The sequence below is a fragment of the Beijerinckia sp. L45 genome (assembly GCF_009765775.1).
In the GTDB taxonomy this organism is placed as follows: domain Bacteria; phylum Pseudomonadota; class Alphaproteobacteria; order Rhizobiales; family Beijerinckiaceae; genus RH-AL1.
In genome coordinates, this window is record NZ_LMUU01000168.1 from 35,484 (window position 1) to 47,946 (window position 12,463).

The 12,463-nt window shown below is 64.8% G+C and carries 17 protein-coding genes; 15 read left to right on the forward strand and 2 right to left on the reverse strand.

The genetic code is table 11. The features are described from left to right. Positions 1-104 precede the first annotated feature (104 nt). Together GSQ79_RS18250 and GSQ79_RS18255 are read right to left on the reverse strand one after the other, a co-directional pair. Positions 105-434, reverse strand: coding sequence for a hypothetical protein (locus tag GSQ79_RS18250; RefSeq protein WP_158810099.1), 330 nt, complete (start codon positions 432-434; stop codon positions 105-107). A gap of 72 nt (positions 435-506) precedes the next feature. Continuing rightward, positions 507-1,076 carry a S24 family peptidase gene (locus tag GSQ79_RS18255; RefSeq protein WP_246725421.1) on the reverse strand — a complete coding sequence of 190 codons (570 nt, stop codon included), beginning with the start codon at positions 1,074-1,076 and terminating at the stop codon, positions 507-509. Positions 1,077-1,239: 163 nt separating this feature from the next. Here GSQ79_RS18255 and GSQ79_RS18260 point away from each other — a divergent pair, with 163 nt between their 5' ends. The 15 genes from GSQ79_RS18260 (at position 1,240) to GSQ79_RS18330 (ending at position 12,451) form a co-directional block, all read left to right on the forward strand. Beyond that, positions 1,240-1,581: a hypothetical protein gene (locus GSQ79_RS18260; RefSeq protein ID WP_158810101.1), complete on the forward strand. Its 342-nt coding sequence runs from the start codon at positions 1,240-1,242 to the stop codon at positions 1,579-1,581. 1 nt (position 1,582) lies between these two features. After that, entirely contained in the window at positions 1,583-2,092 is a 510-nt protein-coding gene (locus GSQ79_RS18265; protein WP_158810102.1) for a hypothetical protein, read from the forward strand. Between the two features lie 84 nt (positions 2,093-2,176). Then, positions 2,177-2,521 (forward strand): DUF305 domain-containing protein, encoded by a 345-nt coding sequence (locus GSQ79_RS18270; RefSeq protein ID WP_246725422.1) that lies wholly within the window; start codon positions 2,177-2,179, stop codon positions 2,519-2,521. Between the two features lie 6 nt (positions 2,522-2,527). After that, positions 2,528-2,803: a hypothetical protein gene (locus GSQ79_RS18275; RefSeq protein ID WP_158810104.1), complete on the forward strand. Its 276-nt coding sequence runs from the start codon at positions 2,528-2,530 to the stop codon at positions 2,801-2,803. Positions 2,804-3,361: 558 nt separating this feature from the next. Then, complete coding sequence (locus GSQ79_RS18280; protein ID WP_158810105.1) at positions 3,362-4,660, forward strand: phage terminase large subunit; 1,299 nt, start codon at positions 3,362-3,364, stop codon at positions 4,658-4,660. Between the two features lie 34 nt (positions 4,661-4,694). Then, positions 4,695-6,341 (forward strand): phage portal protein, encoded by a 1,647-nt coding sequence (locus GSQ79_RS18285; RefSeq protein ID WP_158810106.1) that lies wholly within the window; start codon positions 4,695-4,697, stop codon positions 6,339-6,341. A 10-nt stretch (positions 6,342-6,351) separates the two neighbouring features. Beyond that, positions 6,352-6,651: a hypothetical protein gene (locus GSQ79_RS18290; protein WP_158810107.1), complete on the forward strand. Its 300-nt coding sequence runs from the start codon at positions 6,352-6,354 to the stop codon at positions 6,649-6,651. A 45-nt stretch (positions 6,652-6,696) separates the two neighbouring features. Beyond that, entirely contained in the window at positions 6,697-7,188 is a 492-nt protein-coding gene (locus GSQ79_RS18295) for a hypothetical protein (protein WP_158810108.1), read from the forward strand. A gap of 110 nt (positions 7,189-7,298) precedes the next feature. Next, positions 7,299-7,616: a hypothetical protein gene (locus GSQ79_RS18300; RefSeq protein ID WP_158810109.1), complete on the forward strand. Its 318-nt coding sequence runs from the start codon at positions 7,299-7,301 to the stop codon at positions 7,614-7,616. Positions 7,617-7,815: 199 nt separating this feature from the next. After that, on the forward strand, positions 7,816-8,769 hold the full coding sequence (locus tag GSQ79_RS18305) for a hypothetical protein (protein ID WP_158810110.1): 954 nt from the start codon (positions 7,816-7,818) through the stop codon (positions 8,767-8,769). A gap of 84 nt (positions 8,770-8,853) precedes the next feature. Next, entirely contained in the window at positions 8,854-10,371 is a 1,518-nt protein-coding gene (locus GSQ79_RS18310) for a hypothetical protein (RefSeq protein ID WP_158810111.1), read from the forward strand. Between the two features lie 34 nt (positions 10,372-10,405). Further along, a complete protein-coding gene (locus tag GSQ79_RS18315; RefSeq protein ID WP_158810112.1) occupies positions 10,406-10,714 on the forward strand; it encodes a hypothetical protein in 309 nt (102 codons plus the stop codon). 25 nt (positions 10,715-10,739) lie between these two features. Beyond that, positions 10,740-11,561 (forward strand): hypothetical protein, encoded by an 822-nt coding sequence (locus GSQ79_RS18320; RefSeq protein ID WP_158810113.1) that lies wholly within the window; start codon positions 10,740-10,742, stop codon positions 11,559-11,561. Beyond that, complete coding sequence (locus GSQ79_RS18325) at positions 11,558-12,001, forward strand: hypothetical protein (protein WP_158810114.1); 444 nt, start codon at positions 11,558-11,560, stop codon at positions 11,999-12,001. Before GSQ79_RS18320 ends, GSQ79_RS18325 begins: the two co-directional genes overlap by 4 nt. A gap of 9 nt (positions 12,002-12,010) precedes the next feature. Further along, complete coding sequence (locus GSQ79_RS18330) at positions 12,011-12,451, forward strand: hypothetical protein (protein ID WP_158810115.1); 441 nt, start codon at positions 12,011-12,013, stop codon at positions 12,449-12,451. The last annotated feature ends 12 nt before the right edge of the window (positions 12,452-12,463 follow it).

Consider the following 12,463-nt stretch of genomic DNA (forward strand, 5'->3'; position numbering starts at 1 on the left):
CGGCAGTACTTTTGTCGGCCCGCCTCCGGAAAGGCAGCGGAAAATTCTATGTTTGTCCTGACCCTCCGAAAAACAATGGGTGTATGCCAGATCGGCCGCGCCTTTTAGCCGCGACTGCCGAACCGTCTGTTTGCCCGTCCAAGCAGTAGAGCGGCCTTTGCGTTGACCAAACTGACCTCGCCGCCGAAGCCGAACCAGCGCCGCGGCGAACGGCTTTCGCGCTCGACGAGATGCGAAGCGACCGCGACCAACGTGGCGCCTGAGGCGCAGGCGAGGCCGGGGTAAAGAGGCTCCAGCGCCATCGGTCGCTTGGCGTAGAGCCGCGCCCGCGTCTTGATGCGGTGCACCACCGCGCAGCGGGCAGCCCGCTGCATATCGTCATCGGAGGGATCGTCGCGGCGAGGTGGCGTGGACTCGTGTTTGGCGCGGATCATGATAAGGGCTCCAGAACGGCCTGGAGCATATACGGTAAAAATACCTAGATAAAGGTATCCAGCGTGTCGCGCTTAGCGGGCGGTCAGACTTTGCCGCCACTGGCTACGGGGAAGGATCATCAAAATCCGCGCGGCCCATTCGAGGCCGACGCCGCGGATCGGTGGGGCGTTGTGGCTCTCGAGGTCGAAGAGGCCGGCCGAGGGCCCACGCCGAATCGTCTTCAGGTAGCGCTTGCCGTCGGAGGTTCGCACGGCGGCCTCCAGACCAATGACGGCATGAGCGTCGCTCTCCGCCTTGCCGCAGATGACGACATCGCCGGAATCGTAGCGGGGCCACATGCTGTCGCCTTCAACCGCGAAGGCCACGGTTTCGGGCGGAAGAGGAAACGACAGCTCGATCTCGAACAGGCCCTCCGGTGGGATCTGCTCGAACTCCGGCAGAATTTCCGCACCGGCCCCGATGCGCCCAACCACGCGGATCGCGGTGCTCGACCCGCCGTCGCCGACGCCTTCGAGCAGCCACGCCGCCGTGGTCTTCAACACGGGCGCCAAGGCCGCCAGGGTTTCCGTGGTGACCCCGCGGCGCTCGCCGTTCAAAACCGCGCGCTTGAGGTTGCGGATCGCATCCGGCTTCTTCGCCATGTCCGAGGCGCGGTTCGCCGAAAGCCCCAAAGCCTCAAGCCGGCTTTCAACACGCGATAAGACATCTTGCAGTTCCATTTCGGTAGAATAACCGAAAATTGTACCAATGCAATCCGGTAGAATGACCGTTGACGAAATAGGTAGATCTACCGATTATGGATGCATGACAACGCATCCTTCTTCCCCTCCCAAGACGCGCTGGACCCATGAGCGTGTCGCCCGCCTCGGCTTTCTCGTCGGCCAGGGGTGGGACGCCAAACGCGTCGCGCGCGATCCGATGATCGCCTCGACCACCACAAACGTGCATCGCCAGGCCCACCGCTTCGGTCTTGCGTTTCGCGACACGCCCCACGGTCTATTCCGGCTGTCCGGCGGTGCCGGCGCCCTCTACGACGAGGCGGCGGCCAAGCGCGGCCTGACCCGCGAAGGCTTGATCCAAGTCCTCCTCGTCACCGCGGCGTCGGACGCCGGCCTCATCGACAACATCCTCGATGACGGGGTGTGAGATGGAGCACCTTGCGAACCTCACCGATGACGACGGTTTCATCGGTGATGCGGCTCTGCCCGAACATTGGACGTCGGACCACGTCGCCCGGCGCCTCGTGGACGCCTTTAAAACGCTCGACCGGATGCCGCGCGTCCGCGGTCCCAGGCAGCCTGGCGATCACTGGCCACGACACCGCGTGGAGTGGGCCGACCAGCTGGCGCAGGCCGAGCTGCCGGAGAGCGAAAAACGCGAGCGCGCGGCGTGGCGCAATCACGCGGGCCTAAAGCCATCGTCTGTCGAGATCACAGCCATGGACACGAGCCTGGAATGGCTGCGCGAACTCCGCAGCGTCGATACCGGGATGGCGCTGGTCACCAGCTTTTGGGCCCTGCGTGCGGCCCGCCGCCGCTCGGTGCGCGCGCTGTGCCGCGAGAAGGGCTGGGCGCCGCATACGTTCTATCGCCTGCGCGCCAAGGCGCTGGAGCATCTGGCCAACGATCTCAACGCGCGTCACATCGCAGTGTTTTAGCGCGCGCCTTTCTTTCGACCAGGATCGCCTCATGCTATGGCTCGCCGTCGGTTCCCCTCGGCGAGCCATAGCAGGAGTCGCGCCTTGACGTTTTTCCGTTTCGCTTTGCCCTTCGCCGCGGCCCTGGTTTTCGCCGCGCCGGCCTTCGCCGCGCCGATGGACCCGATGGACAACCCCGCCGACACGGCCTTCCTCAATGCCATGAAGGGCATGATGATGGGCATGCACCAGAACATGCCGACCGGCGACACCGACCAGGACTTCGTTCGCATGATGCTGCCGCACCATCAGGCCGCCGTCGACATGGCGAAAGCCGAGCTGCAGTACGGCCAGGATCCCGAGCTGAAAACCCTCGCCACCGACATCGTCGCCGCTCAGGACAAGGAAATCGCGATGATGAAGGCGTGGCTCGCGAAGCACGCGAAGTAGCCCGCGATGAAACGCCTCGCTCCCCTTATCGCGCTGCTGCTTGCCGGATGCGGCGCGCAGGACTGTGCGCTCGACCTCGCCCACGGCAGCTGCCCCGGCGTCGGGCCGGTGGCCGTCAGCCAGTTCCCACGGGACGATGCGAGCTGCCGCTCCTACGGCCTGCGCCCCGGCACGCGCGCCTACGCCAAATGCCGCGAGCAGAAGCGCCACGTCCAACGCCTGACCAAAGACGAAACCGACTACGGCTTCTTGCGCAATCCGCTGCTGCCCGACGTGCATTGACCGCGGGAGACTGCGACTAACCCCGCCTCATCGTTGTCATCGCGGGGCCCGCCGCAGGCAGGAACCCGGGATCCATGAAAACGCGATGAGTCCAGTGGATCGCCGCGCGGCACCCTACGAGGCTAAATCCGCCAGACCGTTTGCATGGATCCCGTGTTCGCGCTTCGCGCGCCCCAGGATGACGGTGGGGCGATGGCGGCACTCGACGTGAATTGGATCGTTTGCCGACGAACGGATGTAAGATCGCTGAAACAAGCCTCGTCCCACCCCGTTGACGAACGACAGTTTGTGACGGCCTAATGCGCGCATGCCGAGCCCGACCTGCGTCGCCGCTGCGGCCTTTGAAATCTAACCATCACTGTCATCCCGGGGCTCGCCGCAGGCGAGAGCCCGGGACCCATGAAAACGCGGTTGGTCCAGCGGATCGCCGCGATGGCCGCGGCGCTACTATAACGCCCATGTAGCAACGCGGTGTCCATGGATCTCGGGTTCGCGCCGCGCGCGCCGGGATGACACCGCCGTCGAGATCGTCACCACCCAAACCAAAAGGACACCCGCATGGTCTCGTTCAGCGCGGGGCAGGAGGCCGCGCGCGCGCTTCTCGAAGGGTCGCAGCGCTACACCTGCCTGGCCGGCGGAACGCGGTCGGGAAAAACGTTTCTCATCGTGCGCTCCATCGTCGAGCGCGCGATATTGGCTCCAGGGTCGCATCATGTCATCCTGCGCTTCCATGCCAACGCCGCGCACGCCTCGATCGCGCTGGATACGCTGCCCACCGTGACGACGCTGTGCTTTCCTGGCGTGACGCTGAAGGAGTCGCGGCAGGATGGATTCTTCAAGCTGACCAATGGCTCGCGCATCGCGGTAGGCGGCCTCGACGACAAGGATCGCGTCGAAAAGATTCTCGGGCTCGAATACGTCACCGTGTTTCTCAACGAAGCCTCGCAGATCCCCTACACGTCCGCGCTCGTCGCCTTCACGCGGCTGGCGCAGGTGGTGGGCGACCTGCCGCAGCGCGCCTATGTCGATCTCAATCCGACCCACACGATGCATTGGACCAACACCTTGTTCGGTGACAAGCGCGATCCCGTCTCGCGCCAGCCGTTGAGCGATCCCGAGCAATACGCCCGCGCCTTCATCAATCCGCGTGACAACGCGGACAACCTGTCGCCGGCCTATCTCGAAAGTCTGGCCCATCTGCCCGAGCGTCAGCGCAAACGGTTCTATGAAGGCGTCTATGTCGAAGCCGTCGACGACGCGCTCTGGAGCTTCGAGATCATCGAGCGCTACCGCTGCGCGCCAGAGGCTATTCCACTGGAGAAACGTATGGGCGTGGTGGTCGCGGTGGACCCATCCGGCGCGGCCGGCCGCGACGATCTCGGCGCCGACGAAATCGGCATCGTCGTCGCGGCGAAGCACGAAGACGGCGATTGCTATATTCTGGCGGACCGCTCCTGCCGCGAAGCGCCGGCGGTGTGGAGCCGCCGCGCCGTCGCCGCGTTTCACGAGTTCAAAGCCGATTGCATCGTCGCCGAGTCGAACTACGGCGGCGAGATGGTGCGCGCGACGATCCATGCCGCCGATGCCAACGTGCCGGTGACGCTCGTGACCGCAAGCCGCGGCAAGGCGGTGCGGGCCGAGCCGATCTCGCTGCTCTACGAGGATGGCAGAGTGCATCACGTCGGCCGCTTTCCCAAGCTGGAAGAGCAGCTCTGCGCTTTTTCCGCCTCCGGCTACGGCGGCCACGGCAGTCCCGATCATGCCGACGCCGCGATCTGGGCGGTGACGCACCTCCTCGGGAAAACCGACACCGCCATCATCGAATTCTATCGCCGCATGTCGCTGGACCGGAACTGATGCGGGTGTCTCATTTATCGAGCGGAGCCAAACCATGAGCGAGCGGGGCGCCGGGCAGCGACAGTGGTCGCTCAACCCTTACGAGGTCAGCCTGTCCTTTGCCGCCCGGCAAGGTGCGGCGTCCGCCCAGTCCGCGGCGAGCTGGTTCGGGCCGCTGGATCCGATCGCGCCGGGCGCGCCCGCGGATGTCGCCGGCCGCCAGTGGGATTATCCGGCAGGGTATAACCTCTGGCTGCAGCCGCGGCCCGAGGCCGTCACCTTCGGCACCCTGCGGTCGCTGGCGGATGGCTATGACCTGCTCCGCCTCGTCATCGAGACGCGGAAGGATCAGATCGCGCGCCTCGCCTGGTCGATCAAGCCGCGGGGCACCGGCGCCGCGGCCGATGCTGCAAGGGCCGACGCGCTGACGACGTTTTTTTGCAAGCCGGACGGCATTCATGGCTGGGCGGACTGGCTGCGGCTGCTGCTCGAAGAGCTCTTCGTCATCGATGCGCCGGCGCTTTACCTCAGACGCAACCGCAGCGGCCAGCTCATCGCGCTGATGCCGCTCGATGGCGCGACGATCAAGCCGGTGATCGACGCCTGGGGCCGCACGCCGCAGCCGAGCTTCGAAGGAGGACAAACCGTCTATCCCGTCGCTTATCAGCAGGTACTCAAAGGCTTTCCCGCCGTCGACTATTCCGTCCGTGATCTGCTGTACCGGCCGCGCAATCCGCGGGTCAACAAGGCCTACGGCTTCAGCCCCGTCGAGCAGGTGATGACGACGGTCAACATCGCGCTGCGCCGCCAACTCTTCCTCATGGATTATTTCACCGACGGCAACATTCCCGACAGCCTGATCGGCGTGCCGGACACCTGGACGCCGGACCAGATCGGCTCCTACCAAAAATATTGGGACGCCTATTTCTCCGGCGATGCCGCGCGCCGCCGCCGCGCCAAATTCGTGCCCGGCGGGGTGGCGAAAACCTTCATCCAGACCAAGGAGCCGGAGCTCAAGAGCGTCTTCGACGACTGGCTGGCGCGCATCGTCTGCTTCGCCTTTTCCGTCTCGCCCCAGGCGCTCGTGCAGCAGATGAACCGCGCGACCGCGGAAGTGCAGAAGGATCTTGCAGAAGAAGAGGGGCTGGCGCCGATCCTGCAATGGGTCAAGGCGCTCGTCGACGACCTGCTCGCCGACGAGTTTGCGTCCGCCGATCTCGAATTCGCCTGGACGCCGACGGCGACGATCGACCCGCAGGTGCAGGAAACCATCCTTTCCAGCTTCACCGGCCGCGGCATCCTGACGATCAATGAGGCGCGCGCCGCCCTCGGCCGCGCGCCTCTGCGGGACGCTGCGGCGGACACGGCGATGGCGCTCACAGGGACAGGGTATGTGGCGCTGGGCAATGGCGGATCGGCGGAGGCTGCGAAGCTTGCCAAGGATGTGGGTTGGGATGAGAGCAAGCATCCGAGGCAGCCCCCCGGCGACCACGGGGGCGGCCGTTTTTCACCGGTGCCGTCAGGATCATCGACGTCGCACCAGCATTTCGCATTCGATGCTGGGACATGCACCGACAACTATGTGAAATGCCAGGACTCGGTCGGTAATATGTTGTTTCCATCAGGATTCAGATGCGGTAGCTGCCACTCATATTGCCTGGAACAAGGGAAAATCTGGCCGTTCGAACTATGTCCCTATTGAGGAGAGAGGCATGGAATTCAGTCCGGCGTTTTACCTGCTTACCAAATTCAGCATTGGGCTCCGGGATTACCCAAAAAGCGAGGATGATGTCGTCGCTGTGGCGGCCTATCTCGGCTTGGGCTTTTCGGATGTCGCCTTAGAGGATAAAATCAAGCTGTTGGCCGAAGAACTTCAGACGCAGAATGGGTTTCTCTCGACCGAACTTTCTTCTGAGACAATAAGTCAGTCGCCCGAATACCAGAGATCCATGTTTGTGAGAGAAGTCGTTGCAAACAATCGGAAGAATATCCAGAATTCGACGGCGACTTAGGATTCGCGAAGTCCATCACGGCAACGTCGTTCATGAGTGTCGTTCATGATTGATGTCGATAGGTTCAACGAGCTTGCTCGGTCCGAAGACTGGGACGGGCTCACCGCGATGCTTGACGGGGCGCGCGACACCGCGTTGAGCTCCGACGACGTGAAGCGCGAGGTTCATTGGCGCGGCGTCGCGCTTGAGCGGCAGGGACGCTACGAGGATGCGCTAAATTTAATCCGAGACAAAGCGCAACTCTTCAATTCGAAGTGCGGGGTACAACAGAGACAAGCCGCCCTCCTGCTCAAGCTCGGACGCGATCAAGAGGCGTTGAGCGCGCTGGAAACAGCGCCTTTCGAAGCGGAAATGCCAACCTTCTACGGCTTGGCGCTCGACGCCAAGTTCTCCTACTTCCATCTATTGGCGCAGCAGGGTGACCCATCAGTACGGGAGCGCCTCGCGGAAATTCCCGATGACTATCGGCACATGACGATGGACATCGAGTCTATGACCAAAGCCGACATTCTCGCTCTTTTGCCCGGCGTCAAATGACGGTCGGATGCGGCTTTTGATCATTTGGCGATGCCCGAACGACGATATTCCACAGGACGCTGCTTAGGTGACGATCGTCACCTATCTCGCTAGACTTCTGAGGCCTGCGTATGCCGAGCATCGTCCTGACCCCGTCGGCTGTCGACAAGCTGCTGAACGACAAGACCGCGCGCAAGGTGCCGTTCCTGGGATACTATCGGCGCAGTTATTCGACCGCCCGCGACGGCACGATCACCGAATACGGCGACGGTTTCGCGCTCACGACCATCGATCCCGATGATGGCGTGGAGACGAGGGACATCGTCATCAAGGCCGTGCCGGTCGGAAACGTTTTCGACATTCTCGTGGGCGGGGGCGCGGAGACTATGGCGCAAAGTTTCACGATCGGGTGGTCCAAGAAGTTCACCTACGAACCTCTTGCGTCTTAGTAGCGGTCGGCGCGGATCGATCATCGTCATTGCGAGCCGAAGGCGAAGCAACCCAGGGCCGCGCCCATAATCTCTGTTGCAGTCGCTTTGAGTTGCTCCGCGGAGCCGGTACGGGGCCGCCAGCAGGCCGGACCCGGTGCTCGCAACGGCGGTGCATGACCTGTTGCGCGATAGCGCATCCCTTCACCAAGGAGCCCTCATGCTGCGTCTCGATATCCCCATCACCAAGGTCGACGCGGTGCAGCGTCTCGTCTACGGCGTCGCGACCGCGGAGATTGCGGACCGTGCCGGCGAGATCTGCGATTACGCCTCGACCAAACCGATGTACGAAAAATGGTCGGACGCCATCGCCACGTCGAGCGGCGGCAAGTCGCTCGGCAATCTGCGCGCGATGCATGGCGCGGTGGCAGCCGGCAAGGTCACTGCGCTGACCTTCAACGATGACGCCAAGCAGATCGAGATCTGCGCCAAAGTCGTCGACGACGCGGAATGGATCAAGGTCGCGGAGGGCGTCTACACCGGCTTCTCGCAAGGCGGCGCCTACGCCCGGCGCTGGACCGACGAGAAGGGCGCCAAGCGTTACACGGCGGATCCGCATGAAATCTCGCTCGTCGATCTGCCGTGTCTGTCGGAAGCCAAGTTCGAGATGATCAAGGCCGACGGGTCGCACGAATGGCGTCCGTTCAGGGAGCCGGAGCAACGCCGCGAGGCCGGTGCGTCGAATGCGCCAGCGGCAGCCGACGGCGCGGTGGAAAAGACCGGCGCGCGCAACAGCGCGACCGATCAGGCGCGCATTCAGAAATTGCATGACACGGCGGTTGATCTTGGGGCCGTCTGCGCCGCGCAGAAAGGGCAGACCGTCGATCTTTCGAAATATCTCGGCGCGGTCGAGACGCATTTCGGCGCCTTGACCAAGCAGGTCGAGGCGATGGCGGATCGCTTTGCGAAGACGCTGGACGACATCGCGGCCCGCCTCAAGACGGTGGAAGAGCAGCCGCAGCCGCTGCCTTTCGCGATGCAGGGCCGCCCCGTCAGCAAGCAGGACGACGGCGCGCCGGCGGATGCCGGCCTCGATGCGCTGCTCGCGGATCCCAACACGCTGTCGCTGCTCGCCATAAAACTGGCGCAGCGCCAGGGCGCCACGCGCCGCTAACAGCACCCTTCACGCATGCATCCGGCCAACGCGCTTCGGCGCGGCTGCCGACGCACGTCCCGACATCTTTCCAGGAGCACCACAATGGCCGAGACCAACCTTCAAGAAGTCCTGAGCAATCTCAAGACCGCGCAGCAGAAGCCGCTCAGCGGCATGCCGTCGACGACGCTCGCCAAAAGCACCTTTACCGAAAGCATGAGCGCGACCTCGGGGCTGACCTTCTACGATCTCGAGCTCGGCGCAAAATTCCTCTATCCCGTGCTGACGCCCCTGCGCAACATGATCCCGCGGGTCTCGGGCGCTGGGGGCACCCAGGCCGCGTGGCGCGCCATCACCGCGATCAACACCAATGGTTTGCGTTTCGGCGTCTCGGCGGCGAACCGCGGCGGCGCGTTGGCCGTTGCGACGCAGGATTATACCGCGACCTACAAAGGCATCGGCGTCGAGACCAGCGTCGACTTCGAGGCGCAATACGCCGGTCAGGGCTTTGACGACGTCCGCGCCATCGCGGCCAAGACCGGTCTCGAAGCCTTGATGCTCGGCGAAGAGGCGATAATTCTGGGCGGCTGCGCTTCGACGCCGCTCGGCGCCACGCCAACGCCGACCCTCAGCGACGTCGCTGTCGGCGGCGGTTTGGCGGCCAATCTCGCGCAAAGCGTCATCTGCGTGGCGCTGACGCACGACGGCATGATCAACGCCACCTTGACCGGCGGCATCCAGGGCCAGATCACCCGGACCAACGCCGATGGCACGAGCGACACCTTTGGTGGCGGCGCAGCGAAAAAGTCCGTCAACGCCATGATCACCACGGCGAACGACGGCAACGCGACCCACCTCATCCGCGCCAGCGTCGCGCCGGTCCTTGGAGCTGTCGGCTATGCCTGGTTCTGGGGTGCCGCGGGCAGCGAAATTCTGGGCACGCTCACCGCGATCGCCTCGGTCGTCATTTCTGGCGCGGCGGTGGGGACGCAAACGGCAGCGTCGCTCGGCACGGCGGACAATTCCTGCAACGCGCTGGCGTTCGACGGCCTGATCACCCAGGCGGCGAAGCCTGGCTCCGGCGCTTATGTGACGACGATGCCTCAGGGCACGGCGGGGCAGGGCACGACGCTCACTGCGGACGGCGCCGGCGGCATCGAGGAGATCGATGCCGCGCTGAAATCCATGTGGGACAATTACCGCCTTTCGCCGGACACGATTTGGGTCAGCTCGCAGGAAGCGCTGAACATCTCGAAGAAGATCGTCACGGGCGCCGCCGCGACGGCGCAGCGCTTCGTCTTCGACGTGTCGCAGGACTTTCTCGGCGGCGGCATCATGGTGCGCACCTATCTGAACCGCTTCTCGATGCAGGGCGGCAGCGTGGTTGCCATTCGTGTGCACCCCAACATGCCGGCCGGCACGCTGCTGATGACGACCGGCGTGCTGCCTTATCCGCTCGCCGGCGTCGGCAACCTCATCCAGGTGCGCACGCGCCAGGATTATTACCAGATCGAGTGGCCGCTGCGCACACGCCGCTACGAATACGGCGTGTATGCCGACGAAGTGCTGCAGCACTACTTCCCGCCGTCGATGGCGCTGATCACTAACATCGGCAACGGCTGATCTCGCGCCTCGTCCATCGTTGGGAGCGTCCGCCATGAAATTCCGCACGCCACCGCATTGCCGGCTCGTGATCCATGGCGGCGTCACGCTTGCCGTGGCGGCAGACGGCTCGATCGAGGCGCCTGAGGCGGACGCCGCTCACCTCCTGGCTCACGGCGTCGAGCCTTGGGCGCCGACAGCGCCAAAGGCCGAAACGCCGCCGCTGCCCAGTGTCCGGGAGATCGACGCAATGTCCCGCGGTGCCGTCATCGCGTCGCTGGTCGGCCTCGGACGCGCCGCGTCGCCATCGACCCGCACCGCCGAGTTGCGCCGTGCCTTGCGCCAGGCGGTGGCTCGAACCTGACGTTTTGCACCGGAGACCGCCCGCGATGCCCTCGCCTCATGACCTGACCACACTTGCTGCGCTGAAAACCTGGCTTGGCGTCGCCAGCGGCGGCGACGACGATCTGCTCGCCGGCCTTATTACCGACATCAGCTTGGCGATCGCGGCGGATCTCGGTCGCAGCGTGACGCCGACGGTCTATACCGAAACGCGGGACGGCAGCGGCGAACGGTCGATCGTGCTGCGCCAGTGGCCCGTCACCGAGATCCTAACCTTCACCATCGACGATCGGCCTGCCTCATTCGCGGCCACGCCCGCCGCCTATGGCAGCCAGGTCTTTGCCGCGATCCTCGACATTGGCGATCCCGGTCCGCCCGGCTGCATGCAGCGTCTGTCGTTGCGCAGCGGGGTGATGCCTCACGGGATCCAGAATGTCGCGATCACCTATCGCGCGGGCTATGAGATCGCGGGCGAGAACGCGGTCATTCCGACCACTGCGCCGTACCTCGTCACCGCAGCCGCGCCTTACGGCGCCTGGCAGAGCGACGGCGCGGTGATGGATGTCACGGGCAGGCCGCTCATCGCTGGCCCGGTTCCGGCCGCGGGTCTCTACACCGTGGCCAATGGCGTCTACACCTTTGCCGCCGTCAATGCCGGCACCGCGGTGGTGCTGCGTTACGGCTACATTCCCGCGGATCTCGCGCGGGCCTGCTGCGAGTGGGCTGCGGACCGCTATGCCGCGCGGCAGCGCATCGGCCAGAGCGCGAAGACGCTGGGTGGGCAGGAAACCACCAGCTTCATCGTCAAGGCGATGCCGGACGTCGTGTCGCGCCTGCTGCAGCCCTATCGCCGCGTGGTCGGACCATGAGCGCGCTGCCGAACGACGACGCCGTGCTGGCGGCGCTCGCAGTCAAGGCGGAGACGTTCCGCGCAGCGCTCGCCACCAAGGTGGATGCCAACCTCACCGGCGGCGTCCTGCAGACGCGCTCGGGCGCCCTGCGCGCCTCGATCCAAGCCGCGCTCGCGGCCGATGCCGCGGCGATCACGATCACGCTGGAGAGCACCGGCGTCGTCTATGCCGCGATCCAGGAATATGGCGGCCGCACCGCCGCGCACGACATCGTCGCCACCAAGGCGCTGGCGTTGCGCTTTGCCGGCGCCGGCGGTCCCGCTTTCGCCAAACGCGTCCATCATCCGGGTTCGATGATCCCCGCCCGCTCCTACCTCGGCTCTGCCCTCGCAGAGCTGCAGGCGGAGATCGCCGATGGTTTGAAGGCGGCGCTTCTCGATGCCCTCGGGGCGCAATAGGAGTTCCTTATGGACGCGCGCGAACGGGCCGTTGAAGCGCTGCTGGCGCTGGTCACGGCGGCCTATCCCTGGGCGTCGTCGCCGTCGCGGCGCCTCAGGTTATGGAGCGATGTGGCGCCGGTCGACCGGCCGGCCTGCTTTCTCTTCGAGGGCGGGTTCGAAACCTACGCGGCAGGCGCCGGACCGGACCCCAAGCGCAGCCTGGAGCTAAAGCTCTTCGTCTACGTCGATGCCCATGACCCAGACCTTGTGGGTGCCGCGCGCCTCAACGCCATCATGGACGCGCTCGACGCCGCCTTCGCGCCGACAGGCCCGGACATCGCGCTGGGTCGCGTCACGCTCGGCGGTGCGGCCTACCGCTGCGCGATCGACGGCAAGCCGCTGAAGGATCCCGGCGACCTCGACGGCGACGGCCTGCTCGTCGTTCCCATCACGATCATCCTGCCCTGAAGGAGTCTTTTG

Coding starts and splice junctions, on each gene's coding strand:
- GSQ79_RS18250 (WP_158810099.1), bottom strand. CDS start 434: ATGATCCGCGCCAAACACGAGTCCACGCCACCTCGCCGCGACGATCCC.
- GSQ79_RS18255 (WP_246725421.1), bottom strand. CDS start 1,076: ATGGCGAAGAAGCCGGATGCGATCCGCAACCTCAAGCGCGCGGTTTTG.
- GSQ79_RS18260 (WP_158810101.1), top strand. CDS start 1,240: ATGACAACGCATCCTTCTTCCCCTCCCAAGACGCGCTGGACCCATGAG.
- GSQ79_RS18265 (WP_158810102.1), top strand. CDS start 1,583: ATGGAGCACCTTGCGAACCTCACCGATGACGACGGTTTCATCGGTGAT.
- GSQ79_RS18275 (WP_158810104.1), top strand. CDS start 2,528: ATGAAACGCCTCGCTCCCCTTATCGCGCTGCTGCTTGCCGGATGCGGC.
- GSQ79_RS18280 (WP_158810105.1), top strand. CDS start 3,362: ATGGTCTCGTTCAGCGCGGGGCAGGAGGCCGCGCGCGCGCTTCTCGAA.
- GSQ79_RS18285 (WP_158810106.1), top strand. CDS start 4,695: ATGAGCGAGCGGGGCGCCGGGCAGCGACAGTGGTCGCTCAACCCTTAC.
- GSQ79_RS18290 (WP_158810107.1), top strand. CDS start 6,352: ATGGAATTCAGTCCGGCGTTTTACCTGCTTACCAAATTCAGCATTGGG.
- GSQ79_RS18295 (WP_158810108.1), top strand. CDS start 6,697: ATGATTGATGTCGATAGGTTCAACGAGCTTGCTCGGTCCGAAGACTGG.
- GSQ79_RS18300 (WP_158810109.1), top strand. CDS start 7,299: ATGCCGAGCATCGTCCTGACCCCGTCGGCTGTCGACAAGCTGCTGAAC.
- GSQ79_RS18305 (WP_158810110.1), top strand. CDS start 7,816: ATGCTGCGTCTCGATATCCCCATCACCAAGGTCGACGCGGTGCAGCGT.
- GSQ79_RS18310 (WP_158810111.1), top strand. CDS start 8,854: ATGGCCGAGACCAACCTTCAAGAAGTCCTGAGCAATCTCAAGACCGCG.
- GSQ79_RS18315 (WP_158810112.1), top strand. CDS start 10,406: ATGAAATTCCGCACGCCACCGCATTGCCGGCTCGTGATCCATGGCGGC.
- GSQ79_RS18320 (WP_158810113.1), top strand. CDS start 10,740: ATGCCCTCGCCTCATGACCTGACCACACTTGCTGCGCTGAAAACCTGG.
- GSQ79_RS18325 (WP_158810114.1), top strand. CDS start 11,558: ATGAGCGCGCTGCCGAACGACGACGCCGTGCTGGCGGCGCTCGCAGTC.
- GSQ79_RS18330 (WP_158810115.1), top strand. CDS start 12,011: ATGGACGCGCGCGAACGGGCCGTTGAAGCGCTGCTGGCGCTGGTCACG.